Origin of the sequence: Mycolicibacterium stellerae, from assembly GCF_003719305.1 — a bacterium.
GTDB lineage: Bacteria > Actinomycetota > Actinomycetes > Mycobacteriales > Mycobacteriaceae > Mycobacterium > Mycobacterium stellerae.
Genome location: NZ_RARC01000005.1, coordinates 1 through 17,277, shown reverse-complemented (window position 1 = coordinate 17,277; position 17,277 = coordinate 1). Strand labels below are relative to the sequence as shown.

General features: G+C 66.0%; 9 protein-coding genes. 7 read left to right on the top strand and 2 right to left on the bottom strand.

The annotated features are described in order from the left end of the window. Positions 1–53: 53 nt before the first annotated feature. The 5 genes from culp6 (at position 54) to D6M19_RS08740 (ending at position 13,128) form a co-directional block, all read left to right on the top strand. Positions 54–1,061, top strand: a complete 1,008-nt coding sequence (culp6, locus tag D6M19_RS08760) for a carboxylesterase Culp6 (protein ID WP_123024823.1) — start codon at positions 54–56, stop codon at positions 1,059–1,061. A 283-nt stretch (positions 1,062–1,344) separates the two neighbouring features. Further along, entirely contained in the window at positions 1,345–3,234 is a 1,890-nt protein-coding gene (gene fadD32, locus D6M19_RS08755; protein ID WP_123024822.1) for a long-chain-fatty-acid--AMP ligase FadD32, read from the top strand. Positions 3,235–3,449: 215 nt separating this feature from the next. After that, complete coding sequence (gene pks13 / locus D6M19_RS08750; RefSeq protein WP_123025024.1) at positions 3,450–8,684, top strand: polyketide synthase Pks13; 5,235 nt, start codon at positions 3,450–3,452, stop codon at positions 8,682–8,684. Next, the gene (locus tag D6M19_RS08745; RefSeq protein ID WP_123024821.1) at positions 8,681–10,234 is read left to right on the top strand and encodes an acyl-CoA carboxylase subunit beta; all 1,554 of its coding nucleotides are present in this window, start codon (positions 8,681–8,683) and stop codon (positions 10,232–10,234) included. The genes pks13 and D6M19_RS08745 overlap by 4 nt, the downstream gene beginning before the upstream one ends. Positions 10,235–10,344: 110 nt before the next feature. Continuing rightward, a complete protein-coding gene (locus D6M19_RS08740) occupies positions 10,345–13,128 on the top strand; it encodes a helix-turn-helix transcriptional regulator (RefSeq protein WP_327389784.1) in 2,784 nt (927 codons plus the stop codon). A gap of 31 nt (positions 13,129–13,159) precedes the next feature. Here the strand turns inward: D6M19_RS08740 and D6M19_RS08735 are convergent, their stop codons facing one another. After that, positions 13,160–13,819 carry an SH3 domain-containing protein gene (locus D6M19_RS08735; protein ID WP_164478397.1) on the bottom strand — a complete coding sequence of 220 codons (660 nt, stop codon included), beginning with the start codon at positions 13,817–13,819 and terminating at the stop codon, positions 13,160–13,162. A gap of 262 nt (positions 13,820–14,081) precedes the next feature. Between D6M19_RS08735 and D6M19_RS08730 the strand changes: the two genes are divergently transcribed. Together D6M19_RS08730 and D6M19_RS08725 are read left to right on the top strand one after the other, a co-directional pair. Beyond that, positions 14,082–14,576, top strand: coding sequence for a hypothetical protein (locus D6M19_RS08730; RefSeq protein WP_234834778.1), 495 nt, complete (start codon positions 14,082–14,084; stop codon positions 14,574–14,576). Beyond that, on the top strand, positions 14,573–15,007 hold the full coding sequence (locus tag D6M19_RS08725) for an RDD family protein (protein WP_123024819.1): 435 nt from the start codon (positions 14,573–14,575) through the stop codon (positions 15,005–15,007). The genes D6M19_RS08730 and D6M19_RS08725 overlap by 4 nt, the downstream gene beginning before the upstream one ends. Before the next feature lie 58 nt (positions 15,008–15,065). Here the strand turns inward: D6M19_RS08725 and katG are convergent. Next, a partial coding sequence (gene katG, locus D6M19_RS08720; protein WP_123024818.1) for a catalase/peroxidase HPI occupies positions 15,066–17,277 on the bottom strand: 2,212 nt, incomplete at its 5' end.

Here is a 17,277-nt window from a genome sequence, read left to right as displayed (position 1 = left end):
ACGACTCTGCTAGATAAAAGGTGAACCCGCGCACGCGAGGAGCAGGAACAACTTTGGCCACCAATAGCCGGCGGAAACGCCACCGAATTCTCGCGCTCATCGCAGCGGCGGCAGTGGCGCTCGTCGTTGGGCTGACGGTCTTCGTGGTGTGGGTCATGATCCGTCAGCCGGACAAGTCGACCACGGCCGTCCCGCCGACGGCGGTGCCCCCGAGCGCTGTGCCGCCGACCGGAAAGCCCCGCCCCGATTTCCAGGACGCCAGCTGTCCGGACGTGCAGCTGATGTCGATTCCGGGAACATGGGAGTCGTCTCCGCAACTCGACCCGTTCAACCCGACGCAGTTCCCCATCGCGTTGCTGCTGAATGTGACAAACCCGATCCGGGAGCAGTTCGGCACCGACCGGATGGAGATCTACACCGTTCCCTACACGGCGCAGTTCCACAATCCGTTGTCGGCCGACCAGCAGATGTCCTACAACGACAGCCGCGCCGAGGGCACCCAGAACGCGCTGAAGGCGATCACCGACATGAACAACCGCTGCCCGCTGACCAGTTACGTGCTCGTGGGCTTCTCGCAGGGCGCGGTGATCGCAGGCGACATCGCCAGCGACATCGGGAACGGTCGCGGGCCGGTGGACGCGGACCTGGTGCTCGGCGTGACGTTGATCGCCGACGGCCGCAGGCAGCCCGGCGTCGGCCTGGACATCGGACCGAATCCGCCCGGTCAGGGTGCCGAGATCACCTTGCACGAGGTGCCGATGCTCGGTGAGATGGGCCTGACGATGACCGGCCCCCGCCCGGGTGGTTTCGGCGTGCTCAACGACCGCACCAATGAGATCTGCGCGACGGGTGACCTGATCTGCTCGGCGCCGGACGAGGCGTTCTCGATCAGCAACCTGCCAAGGACGATGGAGATTCTCGGCGGCGGCGCGGGCCAGCCGGTGCACGCCATGTACGCCACGACGCAGTTCTGGAATCTCGGCGGTCAACCGGCCACTGTGTGGACACTGGATTGGGCACAGAAGGTCGTCGATGCCGCTCCGCATCCAAAACATGGCTGATACGTGACCGTGGCAGATTTGGCCAGCGACAGGTGCCTCGCCTAACATTAAGAAATAACTAAGACCAATGATCGAAGTCTGGGCGGAAAGACCTGGTCACAGGGCGTGGCAGAGCGTGCTAGCCGACCGCATACTTGTGGCCCTACAGCGGGTGTCGACGCCCCGGTACCATCTTGCGGGGCTTCGGGTCCGCGTGGACAACGGAGTCCTGCAAGACACCCGCGGCGGCTCGGATGCTCGCGAGACTTGCGTCGCGGTGAATGTGTTTTGACAGGAGAGTGCGATGGGGTTCCACAACCCGTTCGTCAAGGACGGACAGATCAGGTTTCCGGACAGCGGCAGCCTGGTTCTTCACGTCGAACGATGGACCAAGGTGCGTGGAGACAAACTCGCATACCGGTTCCTGGACTTCTCCACCGAGCGCGACGGCGTCGCGCGGGATTTGAACTGGGCCGACTTCGGCAGGCGTAATCGTGCGATCGGTGCCCGGCTGCAGCAGGTGACCGAGCCCGGTGACCGTGTCGCGATCCTCTGCCCGCAGAACCTCGAGTACCTCATCGCGTTCTTCGGCACTCTCTACTCCGGCCGAATCGCGGTGCCGCTGTTCGACCCGAGCGAGCCGGGCCACGTAGGCCGGTTGCACGCCGTCATCGACGACTGCCACCCGTCAGCCATCCTCACCACGACCGAGTCGGCCGAGGGCGTCCGCAAGTTCTTCCGCAGCAGGCCCGCCAAGGAACGCCCCCGCGTGATCGCCGTCGACGCGGTGCCCGATGATGTCGGTGCCACGTGGCAGCCGGTCGAAGTCGAACACGACACCATCGCCTATCTGCAGTACACGTCCGGCTCGACGCGCATCCCCACCGGCGTGCAGATCACCCACCTGAACCTCGCCACCAACGTGGTGCAGGTGATCGAGGCGCTCGAGGGTGAGGAGGGCGACCGAGGGGTGTCCTGGCTGCCGTTCTTCCACGACATGGGTCTGATCACCGCGATGATCTCGCCGATGATCGGTCACTACGTGGAGTTCATGACACCGGCTGCGTTCGTCCGCCGACCGCACCGGTGGATCCGGGCAATGTCGCGTCAGCCCGATGACACCGGTGGCGTGATCTCCGTGGCGCCGAACTTCGCCTTCGACCACGCCGCGGCACGGGGACTGCCCAAGGAGGGCGACCCTGAGCTGGATCTCAGCGTGGTGAAGTGCATCCTCAACGGCAGCGAGCCGATTTCGGCGGCCACCGTGCGCCGGTTCAACGAGGCCTTCAGCCCGTACGGTTTCCAGCCGCAGGCCATCAAGCCCTCCTACGGCCTCGCCGAGGCGACGCTGTTCGTGTCGACGACGCCGATCGGCGAGCACCCCAAGATCGTCTACGTCGACCGCGAAGCGATGAACACGGGCACGTTCGTCGAGGTGCCAGAGGATTCGCCAAGCGCGGTGGCTCAGGCGGGCGCGGGCAAGGTCGGCATCGCGGAATGGGCCACCATTGTCGACGCCGAGACCGCTACCGAACTGCCCGACGGCCAGATCGGCGAGGTCTGGATCAGTGGCCAGAACATGGGCACCGGGTACTGGGGCAAGAAGGAAGAGACCGTCGCGACTTTCCAAAACATCCTGAAGTCGCGCACCAGCCCGTCGCACGCCGAGGGCGCGACCGACGACGCCACCTGGGTACGCACCGGCGACTACGGCGCCTACCACGACGGCGAGCTCTACATCACCGGCCGCGTCAAGGATCTCGTGATCATCGATGGCCGTAACCACTACCCGCAGGACATCGAGTACTCGGCGCAGGAGTCCACGAAGGCGTTGCGCACCGGATTCGTTGCGGCGTTCTCGGTGCCTGCCAACCAACTCCCCGACGAGGTGTTCGAGAACGCGCACGCCGGCCTGAAGCGCGACCCCGACGACACCTCCGAGCAGTTGGTCATCGTCGGCGAGCGCGCCCCAGGTGCGCACAAAATGGAGCTGACACCGATCATCGACGCCATCCGCGCCGCGATCGCCGTGCGTCACGGTGTCACGGTGCGCGACGTACTGCTCACCCCCGCCGGTGCGATCCCGCGCACCTCCAGTGGCAAGATCGGCCGCCGCGCCTGCCGCGCCGCCTACCTCGACGGCAGCTTGCGCAGCGGGAAGGTGGCCAACGCCTTCCCCGACGAAACTGACTGAATTGCAGGCTGATACTGAAAATGGCTGACATAGAACCGGATTCGCAGAACAGTTCGCCCGACGTCGGAGCCGCGACGGCGGCGACATCGGACGTCGGAGCCGCACCGGCGGCGACATCGGACGTCGGAGCCGCACCGGCGGCGGCGACATCGGACGCCGAAGCCGAGGGCTTCAGGCTGGCGCCCGAGCGCCCCGTCGCGCCCGCACGCACGGACATGACCGTCGCGGAGATGCGTGAGTGGCTCCGCAACTGGATCGCCAACGCCACCGGGCAGTCGGCTGACGTGATCGACGACTCCGCCGCGATGGTCGAGCTCGGTCTGTCCTCGCGCGACGCGGTGGCGATGGCCAGCGATATCGAAGACCTCACCGGCGTGACGTTGACGGCGACCGTCGCGTTCCGACATCCGACCATCGAGTCGCTGGCCACCGTGATCGTCGAGGGCGAGCCGGAACTCGACGAGGCCGTCGACGACATCGACTGGTCACGCGAACACGAGCTGGACGACATCGCGATCGTCGGGCTGGCCACCCGGTTCCCCGGTGATATGAACACGCCGGCGGAGACGTGGCAGGCGCTGCTGGAGGGACGCAGCGGCATCACCGATCTGCCAGAAGGCCGCTGGGAGGAGTTCCTCGACGAGCCGCGGATCGCCGAACGTGTCGCCAAGGCCCGCACCCGCGGTGGATACCTATCCGACATCAAAGGTTTCGACGCGGAGTTCTTCGCGCTGTCGAAGATGGAAGCCGACAACGTCGACCCGCAGCAGCGGATGGCGCTGGAGCTGACCTGGGAAGCGCTGGAGAATGCGCGCATTCCGGCGTCGTCGCTGCGTGGCCAGAGCGTCGGTGTGTATGTCGGCAGCTCCACCAACGACTACAGCATGCTGGCGATGTCCGATCCCTCGGTCGCGCACCCGTACGCGATCACCGGCACGGCCAGCTCGATCATCGCCAACCGGGTGTCGTACTTCTACGACTTCCGCGGACCGTCGATTGCGGTGGACACGGCGTGTTCGAGTTCTCTGGTCGCCGCACACCAGGGTGTGCAGTCGCTGCGGTCGGGCGAGTCCGACGTCGCGATCGTCGGCGGCGTCAACGCGTTGATCACCCCGCTGGTCACGGTCGGCTTCGACGAAGTCGGCGGCGTGCTTGCGCCCGACGGCCTTATCAAGTCGTTCTCCCAGGATGCGGACGGCTACGCGCGGTCCGAGGGCGGCGGCATGCTGGTGCTCAAACGGGTCGCCGACGCCCGTCGCGACGGCGACGAGATCCTCGCGGTCATCGCGGGCAGCGCGATCAACCACGACGGCCGGTCCAACGGGCTGCTTGCGCCCAATCCCGACGCGCAGGCCGAGGTGCTGCGCAAGGCATACAAGAACGCGGGCATCGATCCGCGCACGGTCGACTACATCGAGGCGCACGGCACCGGCACCATCCTCGGTGACCCGATCGAGGCCGACGCCCTTGGCCGCGTGGTCGGAAGAGGCCGTCCCGTCGAAAAGCCTGCCCTGCTCGGCGCGGTGAAATCCAATGTGGGCCATCTGGAGTCGGCAGCGGGGGCGGCCAGCCTGGCCAAGATGACGCTGGCGCTCAAGAACGACAAGCTGCCCCCGTCGATCAACTACACCGGGCCCAACCCCTACATCGACTTCGAGGGCGTGCGCCTCAAGGTCGCCGACACCGTGACCGACTGGCCCCGCTACAGCGGCCATGCCATCGCAGGCGTTTCGGGCTTCGGGTTCGGCGGCGCCAACGCGCACCTGGTGCTGCGGGAGGTGCTGCCGTCGGATCTGGTTGAGCCAGAACCGGAATCCGACGACGTCTCCGAGGGCAAGCACGCCGCTCCCGACGCCGACGCCGTGTTCGTCGGCGGGATCCGGATGGACGAGTACGGCGAGTTCATCCACGACGACGAGAACGAAGGCTCCGAGTTCTTCGGCCAACATGCCTACGACACCGACGATCGCGAACCCGAAATGCCGGGCCTCACCGACGAGGCAAAGCGGCTACTGGAGGTCGCGCGCGAGGAGATGGAGGCCGAGGAAGCCGCGAACCCCACGAAAAGGGTTGTGCCGCTGGCTGTTTCGGCATTCCTGACGTCGCGCAAGAGGTCGGCGGCCGCCGACCTCGCCGACTGGATGGACAGCCCGGAGGGCCGGGCCTCCTCGCTGGAGTCGATCGGCCGCTCGCTGTCGCGGCGCAACCACGGCCGGTCGCGAGCCGTGGTGATGGCGCACGACCACGACGAGGCGATCAAGGCGCTGCGCGCGCTCGCCGACGGCAAGCAGAGCCCGAACGTCTTTCACGCCGACGGCCCCGTCACCAACGGGCCGGTGTGGGTGCTGGCCGGTTTCGGTGCGCAGCACCGCAAGATGGCCAAGAGCCTGTACCTGCGCGACGAGGTCTTCGCGGAGTGGATCAACAACGTTGACGCGTTGGTCCAGGACGAGCTGGGGTACTCGGTCGTCGAGTTGATCCTCGACGACTCGCAGGACTACGGTATCGAGACCACCCAGGTCACCATCTTCGCAATCCAGATCGCGCTGGGCGAGCTGCTCAAGGCGCACGGCGCGAAACCCGGTGCGGTGGTTGGCCAGTCGCTCGGCGAGGCCGCTGCGGCCTACTTCGCGGGCGGCTTGTCGCTGGCCGACGCCACCCGCACCATCTGTTCGCGCTCACACCTGATGGGTGAGGGCGAGGCGATGCTGTTCGGCGAGTACATCCGGCTGATGGCGCTCGTCGAGTACTCCGCAGAAGAGATCAAGACGGTGTTCTCCGACTACCCCGATCTCGAGGTGTGCGTGTACGCCGCGCCGACGCAGACGGTGATCGGCGGACCGCCCGACCAGGTTGACGCGATCATCGAGCGAGCCGAGAAAGAGGGCAAGTTCGCCCGCAAGTTCCAGACCAAGGGCGCCAGCCACACCCAGCAGATGGACCCCCTGCTCGGTGAGCTGGCGGCCGAGTTGCAGGGCATCGAGCCGCATCCACTCACCACGGGCTACTTCTCGACCGTTCACGAGGGCAGCTTCATCCGGCCCGGCGGCGAGCCGATCCACGACGTGGACTACTGGAAGAAGGGCCTGCGGCACAGCGTGTACTTCACGCACGGCATTCGCAACGCCGTCGACAACGGTCACACCACGTTCCTCGAGCTGGCGCCGAATCCCGTTGCGCTCATGCAGGTTGGGCTGACCACGGCGAGCGCGGGGCTGCACGATGCGCAGCTGATCGCGACGCTGGCACGCAAGCAGGACGAGGTCGACGCGATGACGGCCGCGATGGCGCAGCTTTTCGTGCACGGCCACGACCTGGACTTCCGGACCCTGTTTTCCCGAGGTGAGTACGCGAACATCCCGCCGACCAGGTTCCGTCGCAAGCCGCACTGGCTGGAGGCCCACTTCACCGGTGACAGCTCGACTTTGATGCCGGGCAATCACGTGGCGACGCCCGACGGCAGGCACGTGTGGGAGTACAACCCGAGGACCCCGACGAATCTCGGCGCGTTGGTGAAAGCGGCAGCATCCCAAGTGCTTCCGGATGCCACGCTGACGGCATCCGAACAGCGCGCGATCCCCGATGACCGCGCGCGGTTGGTGACCACGCTGACCCGCCACCCCGGCGGTGCAAGTGTGCAGGTTCACTCGCGCATCGACGAGTCGTTCACCCTTGTGTACGACGCCGTCGTCAGTCGCGCAGGCCAGGCGGCCGCGCTGCCCAGTGCCATCGCGACCGGAACCGCTGTGGCCGAGCAGGTTTCGAGCGCACCCGTCGTCGAGGAAGAGGACGACGCGGCGATCCTTTCCGATCACCTCACCCAGGGCGCGAATCTCGGCGCGGGCTTCGAGAAGTGGGCACCGGACACGGGCGAGACCATCGGCGCGCGCCTCGGCGCCATCGTTGGTGGCGCGATGGGATATGAGCCCGAGGACCTCCCGTGGGAGGTGCCGCTGATCGAGCTGGGTCTCGACTCGCTGATGGCGGTGCGGATCAAGAACCGCGTCGAGTACGACTTCGACCTTCCGCCAATCCAGTTGACGGCCGTGCGCGACGCGAACCTGTACGCCGTCGAGAAACTCATCGAGTATGCGATCGAACACCGCGACGAGGTCGAAGAGCTCGCGGAGCACCAGAAGACACAGACTCCGGAGGAGATTGCGGCCGCGCAGGCCGAGCTGATGGGCGGCGCGACCACGGTCGCCGAGCTCGAAGAGAAGCTGGCCGAAGCTGGTGCTGCGCCACCAACCGAAACGCCGATCCCGCCGCCACCGACCAACCCGGCAGGCCCGGCGGCGCCGGACAAACCGAGTGCGGCCGCGCTGGCGGCTCAGGTGCTGACCCAGGAGGCCGTCACCGAGGCGCTCGGCTCCGACGTGCCGCCGCGCGAAGCGGCTGAGCGAGTCACGTTCGCGACGTGGGCCATCGTCACCGGCAAGTCACCCGGCGGCATCTTCAACGCACTGCCCGAGCTCGACGACGAGACCGCCGAGAAGATGGCCGCACGGCTGACCGAACGCGCCGAGGGAACCATCACCGTCGAGGATGTGAAGAACTCGCCGACGATCGAAGCGCTGGCGAGCATCGTGCGTGAGCACCTCGAATCAGGCGAGCTCGATGGGTTCGTGCGAACACTGCGCGCGCCCAAGGAGGGCTCGAGGGCCGTCCCCGTCTTCGTGTTCCACCCGGCGGGCGGTTCGACCGTGGTCTACGAACCGCTGCTGAAGCGGCTGCCCGCCGACACCCCGGTGTACGGCATCGAGCGGGTCGAGGGCTCCGTCGAGGAGCGCGCCGCGGAGTATGTGCCGAAGCTGCTCGAGATGCATGACGGCCCGTTCATCCTGGCCGGCTGGTCGCTCGGCGGCGTGCTGGCGTACGCCTGCGCGATCGGGCTCAAGCAGGCGGGCGCCGACGTCCGCTTCGTCGGGCTGATCGATGCGGTGCGTGCCGGTGAAGAGGTGCCGCAGACCAAGGAGGAGGTCCGCGCCCGCTGGGACCGCTACGCGCGGTTCGCCGAGCGCACCTTCAACGTCGCGGTCCCCGCGATCCCTTACGAGCAGCTCGAGGATCTCGACGACGAGGGTCAGGTCAGTTTCGTCCTCGACGCGGTCAAGGCAAGCGGTGTGCAGATCCCGGGCGGGGTGATCGAGCATCAGCGCACGTCGTATCTGGACAACCGGGTCATCGACACCGCGGAGATCCGGCCCTACGACGGACACGTCACGCTCTACATGGCCGATCGCTACCACGACGACGCGATCTTCTTCGAGCCGCGTTACGCCACCCGCAAGCCGGACGGCGGCTGGGGCGAATACGTCTCCGAGCTGGAGGTGGTGCCGATCGGGGGCGAGCACATCCAGGCGATCGACGAGCCGTACATTGCCAAGGTCGGCGCGCACATGAGCGAGGCGATCAATCGCATCGAAGCTGAGGAGAAGCTGGCGAAGTGACCAACAAGACCACTGCGGAACTGCTGTCCGACCTTCGCGAAAAGCTGGAGCTGGCAAAGGAACCCGGTGGCGAGAAGGCCATCGCCAAACGGGAGAGGAAGGGCATCCCCAGCGCCCGCGCCCGTATCCATTCGCTCGTCGACCCGGGCAGCTTCCTGGAGATCGGTGCGCTGTGCAAGACACCGGGTGACCCGAACGCGTTGTACGGCGACGGCGTGGTCACCGGCCACGGCACCATCAACGGCAGGCCCGTCGCTGTGTTCAGCCACGACCAGACGGTGTTCCAGGGCTCGGTCGGTGAGATGTTCGGCCGCAAGGTGGCCAAGCTGATGGAGTGGGTGGCGATGGTCGGCTGCCCGATCATCGGTATCAACGACTCGGCGGGGGCGCGGATTCAGGATGCGGTGACGTCACTGGCCTGGTACGCGGAGTTGGGCCGGCGCCACGAGATGTTGCGGGGTCTGGTGCCCGAGATCTCGTTGATCTTCGGTGCATGTGCTGGTGGAGCGGTGTATTCGCCGATCCAGACGGACCTCGTGGTGGCGGTGCGCAACCAGGGCTACATGTTCATCACCGGACCCGATGTGATCAAGGACGTCACCGGCGAGGACGTGACGCTCGACGAACTCGGTGGCGCCGACAACCAAGCCAAATACGGCAATATCCACCAGGTGGTGGACAGCGAGGCGGAGGCGTTCCAATACGCCCGCGATTACCTGAGTTTCTTGCCCGCCAACACCTTTGACGATCCACCGATCGTCAACCCGGGCCTCGAGCCGGAGATCACACCGCACGACCTGGAACTCGACTCGATCGTCCCGGACGCCGACAACACCGCCTATGACATGCACGAGATCCTGATGCGGATTTTCGACGACGGCGACGTGTTCGAGGTCGGTGCACAGCGTGGGCAGGCGATGATCACCGCTTTTGCGCGCGTCGACGGGCGCCCGGTCGGGGTGATCGCCAACCAGCCGATGTATCTGTCGGGTGCCATCGACAACGAGGCCTCCGACAAGGCGACCGCGTTCATCCGATTCTGCGATTCCTACAACACCCCTTTGGTTTTCGTGGTGGACACCCCTGGTGCGATGCCGGGGGTCGAGCAGGAAAAGGGCGGGATCATCAAGCGCGGCGGACGGTTTTTCAACGCGCTGGTGGAGGCCGACGTCCCCAAGGTGACGATCATCGTCCGCAAGGCCTACGGCGGCGGATATGCGGTGATGGGGTCCAAGCAGTTGGCCGCCGACCTGAACTTCGCGTGGCCGACCGCGCGCATCGCCGTGATCGGCGCGGAGGGCGCGGCCCAGCTGCTGGTGAAGCGGTTCCCGGATCCGACGGCCCCGGAGGTGCAAAAGATCCGCGCCGACTTCATCGAGGGCTACAACCTCAATTTGGCCACCCCGTGGATCGCCGCCGAGCGAGGCTACATCGACGGGGTCATCCAGCCGCACGAGACCCGGTTGCTGCTGCGTAAGTCGCTCCATTTGTTGCGGGACAAGCAGCTTCACGGGCGTGTGTACCGGAAGCACGGCCTGACCCCGATCTAGCCGACTACATTTCTGGCGGGCATCTCCGCAGGCATTGACAGCAACTTCCCGATATTTTCCCAGGAAGCGCGGCAATCGCTCCGCCAAGTCGTTAGCCTCGGCAGTAACTCGTGCGCGAGGGGGGGTCGGCCATATCTGCCACGACTGTGAGCCGACCCGCGGAATCGCAGGCGGTGACCGAATTCCTCGATTCTGTGGCTGCAGAGCCAGCGGCATTACTGCTGGAGGGCGAGCCCGGCATGGGCAAGACGACGCTGTGGCTGTCGGCCCTGGACCACGCACGTGAACGCGGGTTTCTTGTGTTGTCGGCGCGTGGATCCGCGGCGGAATCGGTGCTTGCCTACGCGGGACTCGGCGACCTGGTTTCCCGACTTGACGCGGATGCGTTGGCGGAACTTCCTGGTCCACAGCGACTGGCCTTGGACCGGGTCTTGTACCAGGCCGACGCTGCTGACGTTGCTATCGATCAGCGCGCGGTAGCGGCGGCATTGCTTTCGCTCGTCGAGACCATTGCAGACAACACACCGCTGCTCGTGGCGATAGATGACCTGCAGTGGCTTGATCCCTCGAGCGTCCGTGTCCTGGCGTTCGCGGCGCGCCGCCTAACGGGCCGGGTTGGAGTGCTTGCCACCGTTCGCAGCGACCCGCAAAGCTTACACGCAGTGTCCTGGCTGCAGATGCCAACGCCTGACGGCGTCCATCGAATCACCTTGCATCCGTTGAGTATCGGAGCCCTGCACATCGTAGTCTCCGAGCGGCTGAAGCGGTCGTTCTCGCGGCCGACAATGGTCCGGATCCACGAAGTGTCGGGTGGTAATCCGTTCTATGCCATAGAGCTGGCACGGCCGATCGACGGCTACACGCCGAACCTGCAGGTGCAATTGCCGAACACGCTTGCCGAACTTGTGCATGTCCGCCTGGGACGCCTCGAGAACGAGATCCAAGATGTGCTGCTGGCCGCCGCCTGCCTTGCCAGGCCCACCGTCGACCTTGTCGCCCTCGCCACCCACACTGACATCAAGGACGTTGTCGGGCTCCTTGAGGAGGCCGAGAAAAAGGGAATCATCAGCATCGATGGCAATCGCCTCAAGTTCGCACACCCACTCCTGGCGACGGGTGTACTCAGCGACGCCCCGGGCGCGAGGCGACGGGCGATGCATCGGCGGCTGGCCGAGATAGTCGATCAACCGGAGCTGGAGGCCAGACACCTGGCCTTGGCTGCGACGAGCGCCGAGCCGCTGACTCTGAAATCGCTCGACGCGGCGGCTGAGAGCGCGCGGCTGCGCGGAGCGCCGGAAGCGGCCGCGGAGTTTCTCGACCTTGCCGTCGGGCTCGGCGGCGACACGCCGGAGCGCCGAATACGGGCGGCGATCCATCACTTCAACGCCGGGGACACCGGCCGGGCCAAAACGATGCTTGAGCAGACGATCAAACAGCTGACCGCTGGACCTGTTCGGGCAGAGGCGCTCGCCTCGCTCACTGCGGTCCGCCTGCTCGACGGTGGCTTCAGTGAGGCGGCCGGATTGCTCGAGCAGGCGCTTGACGAAATCGGCGATCGGTTGGCTCCGACTGTTCAAATGCTCGTCACCCTGTCATTCGCTCTGCTCAATGCTGGTCGACTGGATGCGGCCGCGGAGACAATCGAGAAGGCGGTCAAGAACGCCGAGCAGCTCGGCAATCAACACTTGTTGAGTCAGGCCCTGAGCATGCGTGTCGTCGTACGCTTTCAACGCGGCCGCGGGCTCGATGAGCTGGCGCTGCGGCGGGCGCTGGAGTTGGAAGACCGCGACGCCGACACTCCGGTTGTGTTGCGGCCGAGCATGCAAAACGTCTTGCTGCTGGCCTGGACCGGGCGGCTGGCCGACGCCGCCGAGCGGGCCGGCATCATCCGGCGCCGTTGCATCGAGCGCGGCGAGGAGAGCGAGCTGATGTTTGTCGCGGTGCACAGTGTGCTCGTCGACATCTGGCGGGGAAACCTCGCCGACGCCGCGCTGCTCGCGGAGGACGCGATGCAACGGGCACTGCAACTCGGTGGGGACCTGCCACTGTCGGTTGCACTGATGATTCGCGCCGCGGTCGCCGCCTATTGCGGCGACGAGGAGGCGACGCGCCGCGATGCCGGCGACGCCCTCGCAGCAAGCCAGCGGTGCCGCTCAAATCTGTTGGCGGAGTGGCCGATTACGATAATCGGATTCCTCGAGGTGTCGCTCGGGAACCATGAAGCCGCACTCACCACACTCGAACCGATGCTCGCCAGCCTCGACCCGCCACCGAAGGGCACCGAGATATTCGTCGCCTCGTTCGTTCCGGACGCCATCGAGGCCATGATCCAACTACGCCGTCTCGACGAGGCGGAGCCGCTGATTGACATGCTTGAACGCAACGGGCGACGGGTGGACCGCGCCTGGATGCTGGCTGTCGGAGCCCGCTGCCGAAGCATGCTGCTGGCTGCCCGCGGAGAAGTCGAAGCGGCAACGGCCGAAGCACATCGCGCGATGGCCGAACATGACCGGTTGCCAATGCCTTTCGAGCGGGCACGCACGCACCTGGTGTTGGGTCGACTCCAGCGTCGTCAACGGCAGAAGGAGGCCGCGTCGAGCGCGTTGCACGAGGCATTGGCCACCTTCGAGGCCCTGAACACACCGTTGTGGGCCGCGCGGGTCCGCGCAGAACTCGAGCGGACCAATGTGGCCCCGACCGGTGAGGGCGGGCTCACTCCTTCCGAACGAAGGGTCGCCGAGCTGGCGGCCTCGGGCATGACCTACCGCGACGTTGCAGCGACGCTGTTTATCAGCCCCAAGACGGTCGAGGCGAACCTCACACGCATCTATCGCAAGCTTGGCATCCGCTCGCGAGCCGAGTTGGGCCGACTGATGGGCAACCCCGAAGGATAGGGACGCTGCGGTCCGGGGAATCCGTCCGTGGCTATGGCGCACCGAGATGCGGCTTGTAGACCCACCCCTGGCCACCTGGCGCATTGGAAACGGCGAGATGACACCAATCGTCATTGCATCCTGGGTCGATGATCTGAAGCAGGGTTCCGGGCGCCAGCAGCACGCCGACCTCATTGCCCTCTCCCAACGGGGCGTCATACACGTCCGTCGGCTCGGTGACTTTTACCGTTCCCGGTGGCGGAGCCTGTTCGTTGACATCGACATCCGGATCCTTTTTATCCGGGATCTGGCCTTGCTCCGCCGCTTCCGGTATGCACGTCAATTCTGTGATCGTGTCCCAGCTCGTGTTGTCTGGGCCGGCACCTTGGGCTCGAATGTCCTGACGTCCGCCGCGGGCTTGGCCATCGTCGTAAACCCTGCCGGTATATCGGGACCGGTGGCCGTTGTCCCAGTTGACGGTGAAATCGATCAACCTGGGCCCGGTGAGGCCGCCGACCACCGACCCGGTAATTTTTTCCTCTCCATTGCCGTCGGTGGCCTTCGCCGCTCCCTGCAGCTGTTGCCCGGATGCCGGCATCTCCACCGTCCAATGATCGCTCTGCTTCAGTACGAAACGCGAGGGAAGATCGTATCTTTCGCATTGGGGAGCGAGGGGGATCATCGGAAGCGCCTGAGCCGGAGTTGAGGCCATGACGAGTCCTGCGGCGCTTACGGCCGTGGCTGCGGCGAGTAACCGGGAACTGTGGTGGGCGGATATGTTCGACATGGGTACTCCCTGTTGCTGGTTGTGAGGTCAACGACCCCTTTGGGCCGACGCTAGAACCCGCGGCGGGGCCGAGGAATCGGGGATATCCCTATGAATAGATCTGGGCGCCGGTCCACTTGAGTCGGAAATACCGCCGAGTACCGCGCAAGCACGGTCTGCCCCCGATCTAGCCGACTACGATTCTGAAGTGGCCGACGGCGAGCAGTTGCTCAAGCACCCGGCCGTGACCGTCGCGGCCGGTGCGGCGGCCACCGCGGTGGCCGGTGTCGGTCAGCTCTATCTCGCCTCAGAGCGGCTTCCCGTGGTCGGATCCTGGCTGCGCAGGGGCAGAACGGATCTGTCGCGGCGCGGTGAACTCGTCATCGACCAGAGCATCGAGCCCGTGAAGGCGATCATCGCGGCCGTCGCGGCCCAGGTGGTCGAGCTGGTGCTCGACGAGATCGACCTGAACGACCTGATCCGTGAGCGCATCGACCTGATCGGGCTTGCCGACGAAGTGATCGACGGCGTCGACCTGCAGGCGATCATCCGGCAGTCGACGGCGACCGTCACCGAGAACGTGATGTCCGACGTCCGAAGCCAGGGTGAGCGCGCCGATGACATGGTGTCCGGCTTCGTCGACCGCCTTCTCGGCCGCGCACGTGAGGAGCAAGACGGTATGCGCCAACCGACCCAGACATGACCGGGCCCGATGGCCCCGAGACCGCGGGCATTGTCAGCAGAGGCGTCGCGGCGGTCATCGATCTGGTCGTCGTTGGGGCCGTCATCGGTCTGCTCTATCTCGGTCTGGTGCTCAGCCGGCTTCTGTTCAATCCGACCGGGTTTGCGCTGCCCGCCCTCGACGCGCTCTTCTCGACGGCGGCGGTTCTCGTCGTGTCCGCGCTTTACCTCGCGGCGGCGTGGGCGGTGTCGGGATGCACCGTTGGCGCGGTGGTGATGGGCCTGCGCGTTGTCGGCCGCCGATCCGAGCGGGTTCCTCTTTTGGTGGCGACCTTGCGCGCCATCGCGTGCGTGTTGTTTCCCGTCGGACTGCTGTCGGTCGCCGTGGACCGTCGGCGGCGGTCGGTCCAGGATTTCCTGCTCGGCACCCGCGTCGTCTACGTGCGGCGCTGAAGCCGAAAACACGACACCCCGCGAGCCTTTCGGACTCGCGGGGTGTCGCGTTTGATGCTTACTTCTCCAGGTCGAACCGGTCGTTGTTCATGACCTTGACCCACGCCGCGACGAAGTCCTCGACGAACTTCTCCTTGCTGTCGTCCTGGGCGTAGACCTCGGCCAGCGCGCGCAGCACCGAGTTCGAGCCGAACACCAGGTCGTTGGCGGTCGCCGTCCACTTGGTCTGGCCCGTCGTGCGGTCCACACCTTCGTAGACGTTCTCTCCCGATGATGCCGACTTCCACTCCGTGTCCATGTCGAGCAGGTTGACGAAGAAGTCGTTGGTCAGCACACCGGGCTTGTCGGTGAACACACCGTGCTTGCTGCCGCCGTGGTTGGCGCCGAGCGCACGCAGGCCGCCGATCAGGACGGTCAACTCAGGCGCGGTGACATCCAGGAGGTAGGCCCGCTCCAGCAGGTGCTTCTCCAGTTGCTCCTTCTCGCCGGGGCGCACGTAGTTGCGGAAGCCGTCGGCCCGCGGTTCGAGCACCGCGAACGACTCCGCATCGGTGTTCTCCTGCGTGGCGTCGGTACGGCCGGGCGCAAAGTGCACCGCGATCTCGTAACCGCCGTCCTTGGCGGCCTTCTCGACCGCCGCTGATCCGGCCAGGACGATCAAGTCGGCCAGCGACACCTTCTTGCCGCCTGCGCTGTTGAAGTCCTGCTGGATCTGCTCGAGCACGGGCAGCACCTTCTGCAGCTCGGAGGGTTCGTTGACCTCCCAGTTCTTTTGCGGCTCAAGGCGAATCCGGGCACCGTTGGCGCCACCGCGCTTGTCGGTGCTGCGGAAGCTGCCCGCCGAGGACCACGCGGTCTTGACCAGCTGGGGCACCGAAAGCCCGGAGTCGAGCACCTTGGCCTTGAGCGCCGCGATGTCCGCCTCGTCGATCAACTCGCCCTCGACGGGGGGCACCGGGTCCTGCCACAGCTGCGGCTCGGCGATCCACGGCCCGAGGTAACGGGTGATCGGTCCCATGTCGCGGTGCAGAAGCTTGTACCAGGCCTTGGCGAACGCCTCGTTGAGCTCCTCGGGGTGGTCCAGCCAGCGCCGGGTGATGTCCGCGTAGATGGGAGAGACCCGCATCGAGACGTCGGTGACCAACATCGTCGGCTTGCGCGGCGGGCCACCGAACGGATCCGGAATGGTCGCCTCGGCATCCTTGGCCTCGAACTGCCATGCGCCGGTGGGGCTCTTGGTCAGCTCCCACTCATTGCCGTAGAGAATTTCGAGGTAGGCGTTACTCCACTGAGTCGGTGTTGGCGTCCACACGACCTCCAGACCGCTGGTGACCGTGTCGCCGGCCTTGCCGGAACCGAACGGGCACTTCCAGCCAAGGCCCTGCTGCTCGATGGGTGCACCCTCAGGTTCGGGGCCCATGCCATCGTCTGGGCCCGCGCCGTGGGTCTTGCCGAGCGTGTGGCCGCCGACGATCAGCGCGGCGGTCTCCTCGTCGTTCATCGCCATCCGGCCGAACGTTTCCCGGATGTCGATGGCGGCGGCCAGCGGATCCGGTTTGCCTTCTGGGCCTTCGGGATTGACGTAGATCAGGCCCATCGTGGTGGCGCCGTAACGTTCCTCGAGCTGCCGTGCGGAGGGATCGGCGCCCGCGTAGCGCTTGTCGGTGCCGAGCCACTCCTCTTCCTCACCGAAGATGACCTCCTCCGGCTGCCAGTAGTCTGGGCGCCCGAACGCGAAGCCGAATGTCTCGAAGCCGGCCGACTCAAGCGCGACGTTGCCCGCGAACACCAGCAGGTCCGCCCACGAGATCTTGCTGCCGTGCTTCTTCTTGACCGGCCACAGCAGGCGGCGGGCCTTGTCCAGGTTGGCGTTGTCGGGCCAGCTGTTGAGCGGGGCGAAGCGCTGCATGCCCTGTCCTGCGCCGCCGCGTCCGTCGAAAATACGATAGGTGCCTGCGGCGTGCCAGCTCATCCGGATGAACAGGCCTGCGTAGCTGCCGTAGTCGGCTGGCCACCAGTCCTGTGAGGTGGTGATGACCGAGAGCACGTCGGCCTTGAGCGCATCGACGTCGAGCTTGGCGAACTCCGTTGCGTAGTCGAAGTCCTCGCCGAGCGGGTTGCCCTGAGGCGTGTGCGAGTGCAGCACCGACACGTCGATCTGGTTGGGCCACCAGTCCTGGTTCTTGCGGGGTGCGCCTGGCTTGAGGGTGGGCGACGCGATCGCTGGGTTTTCGCTCTCGCTGTTACTCGCGGTCCCGGCTTCTGGGGTG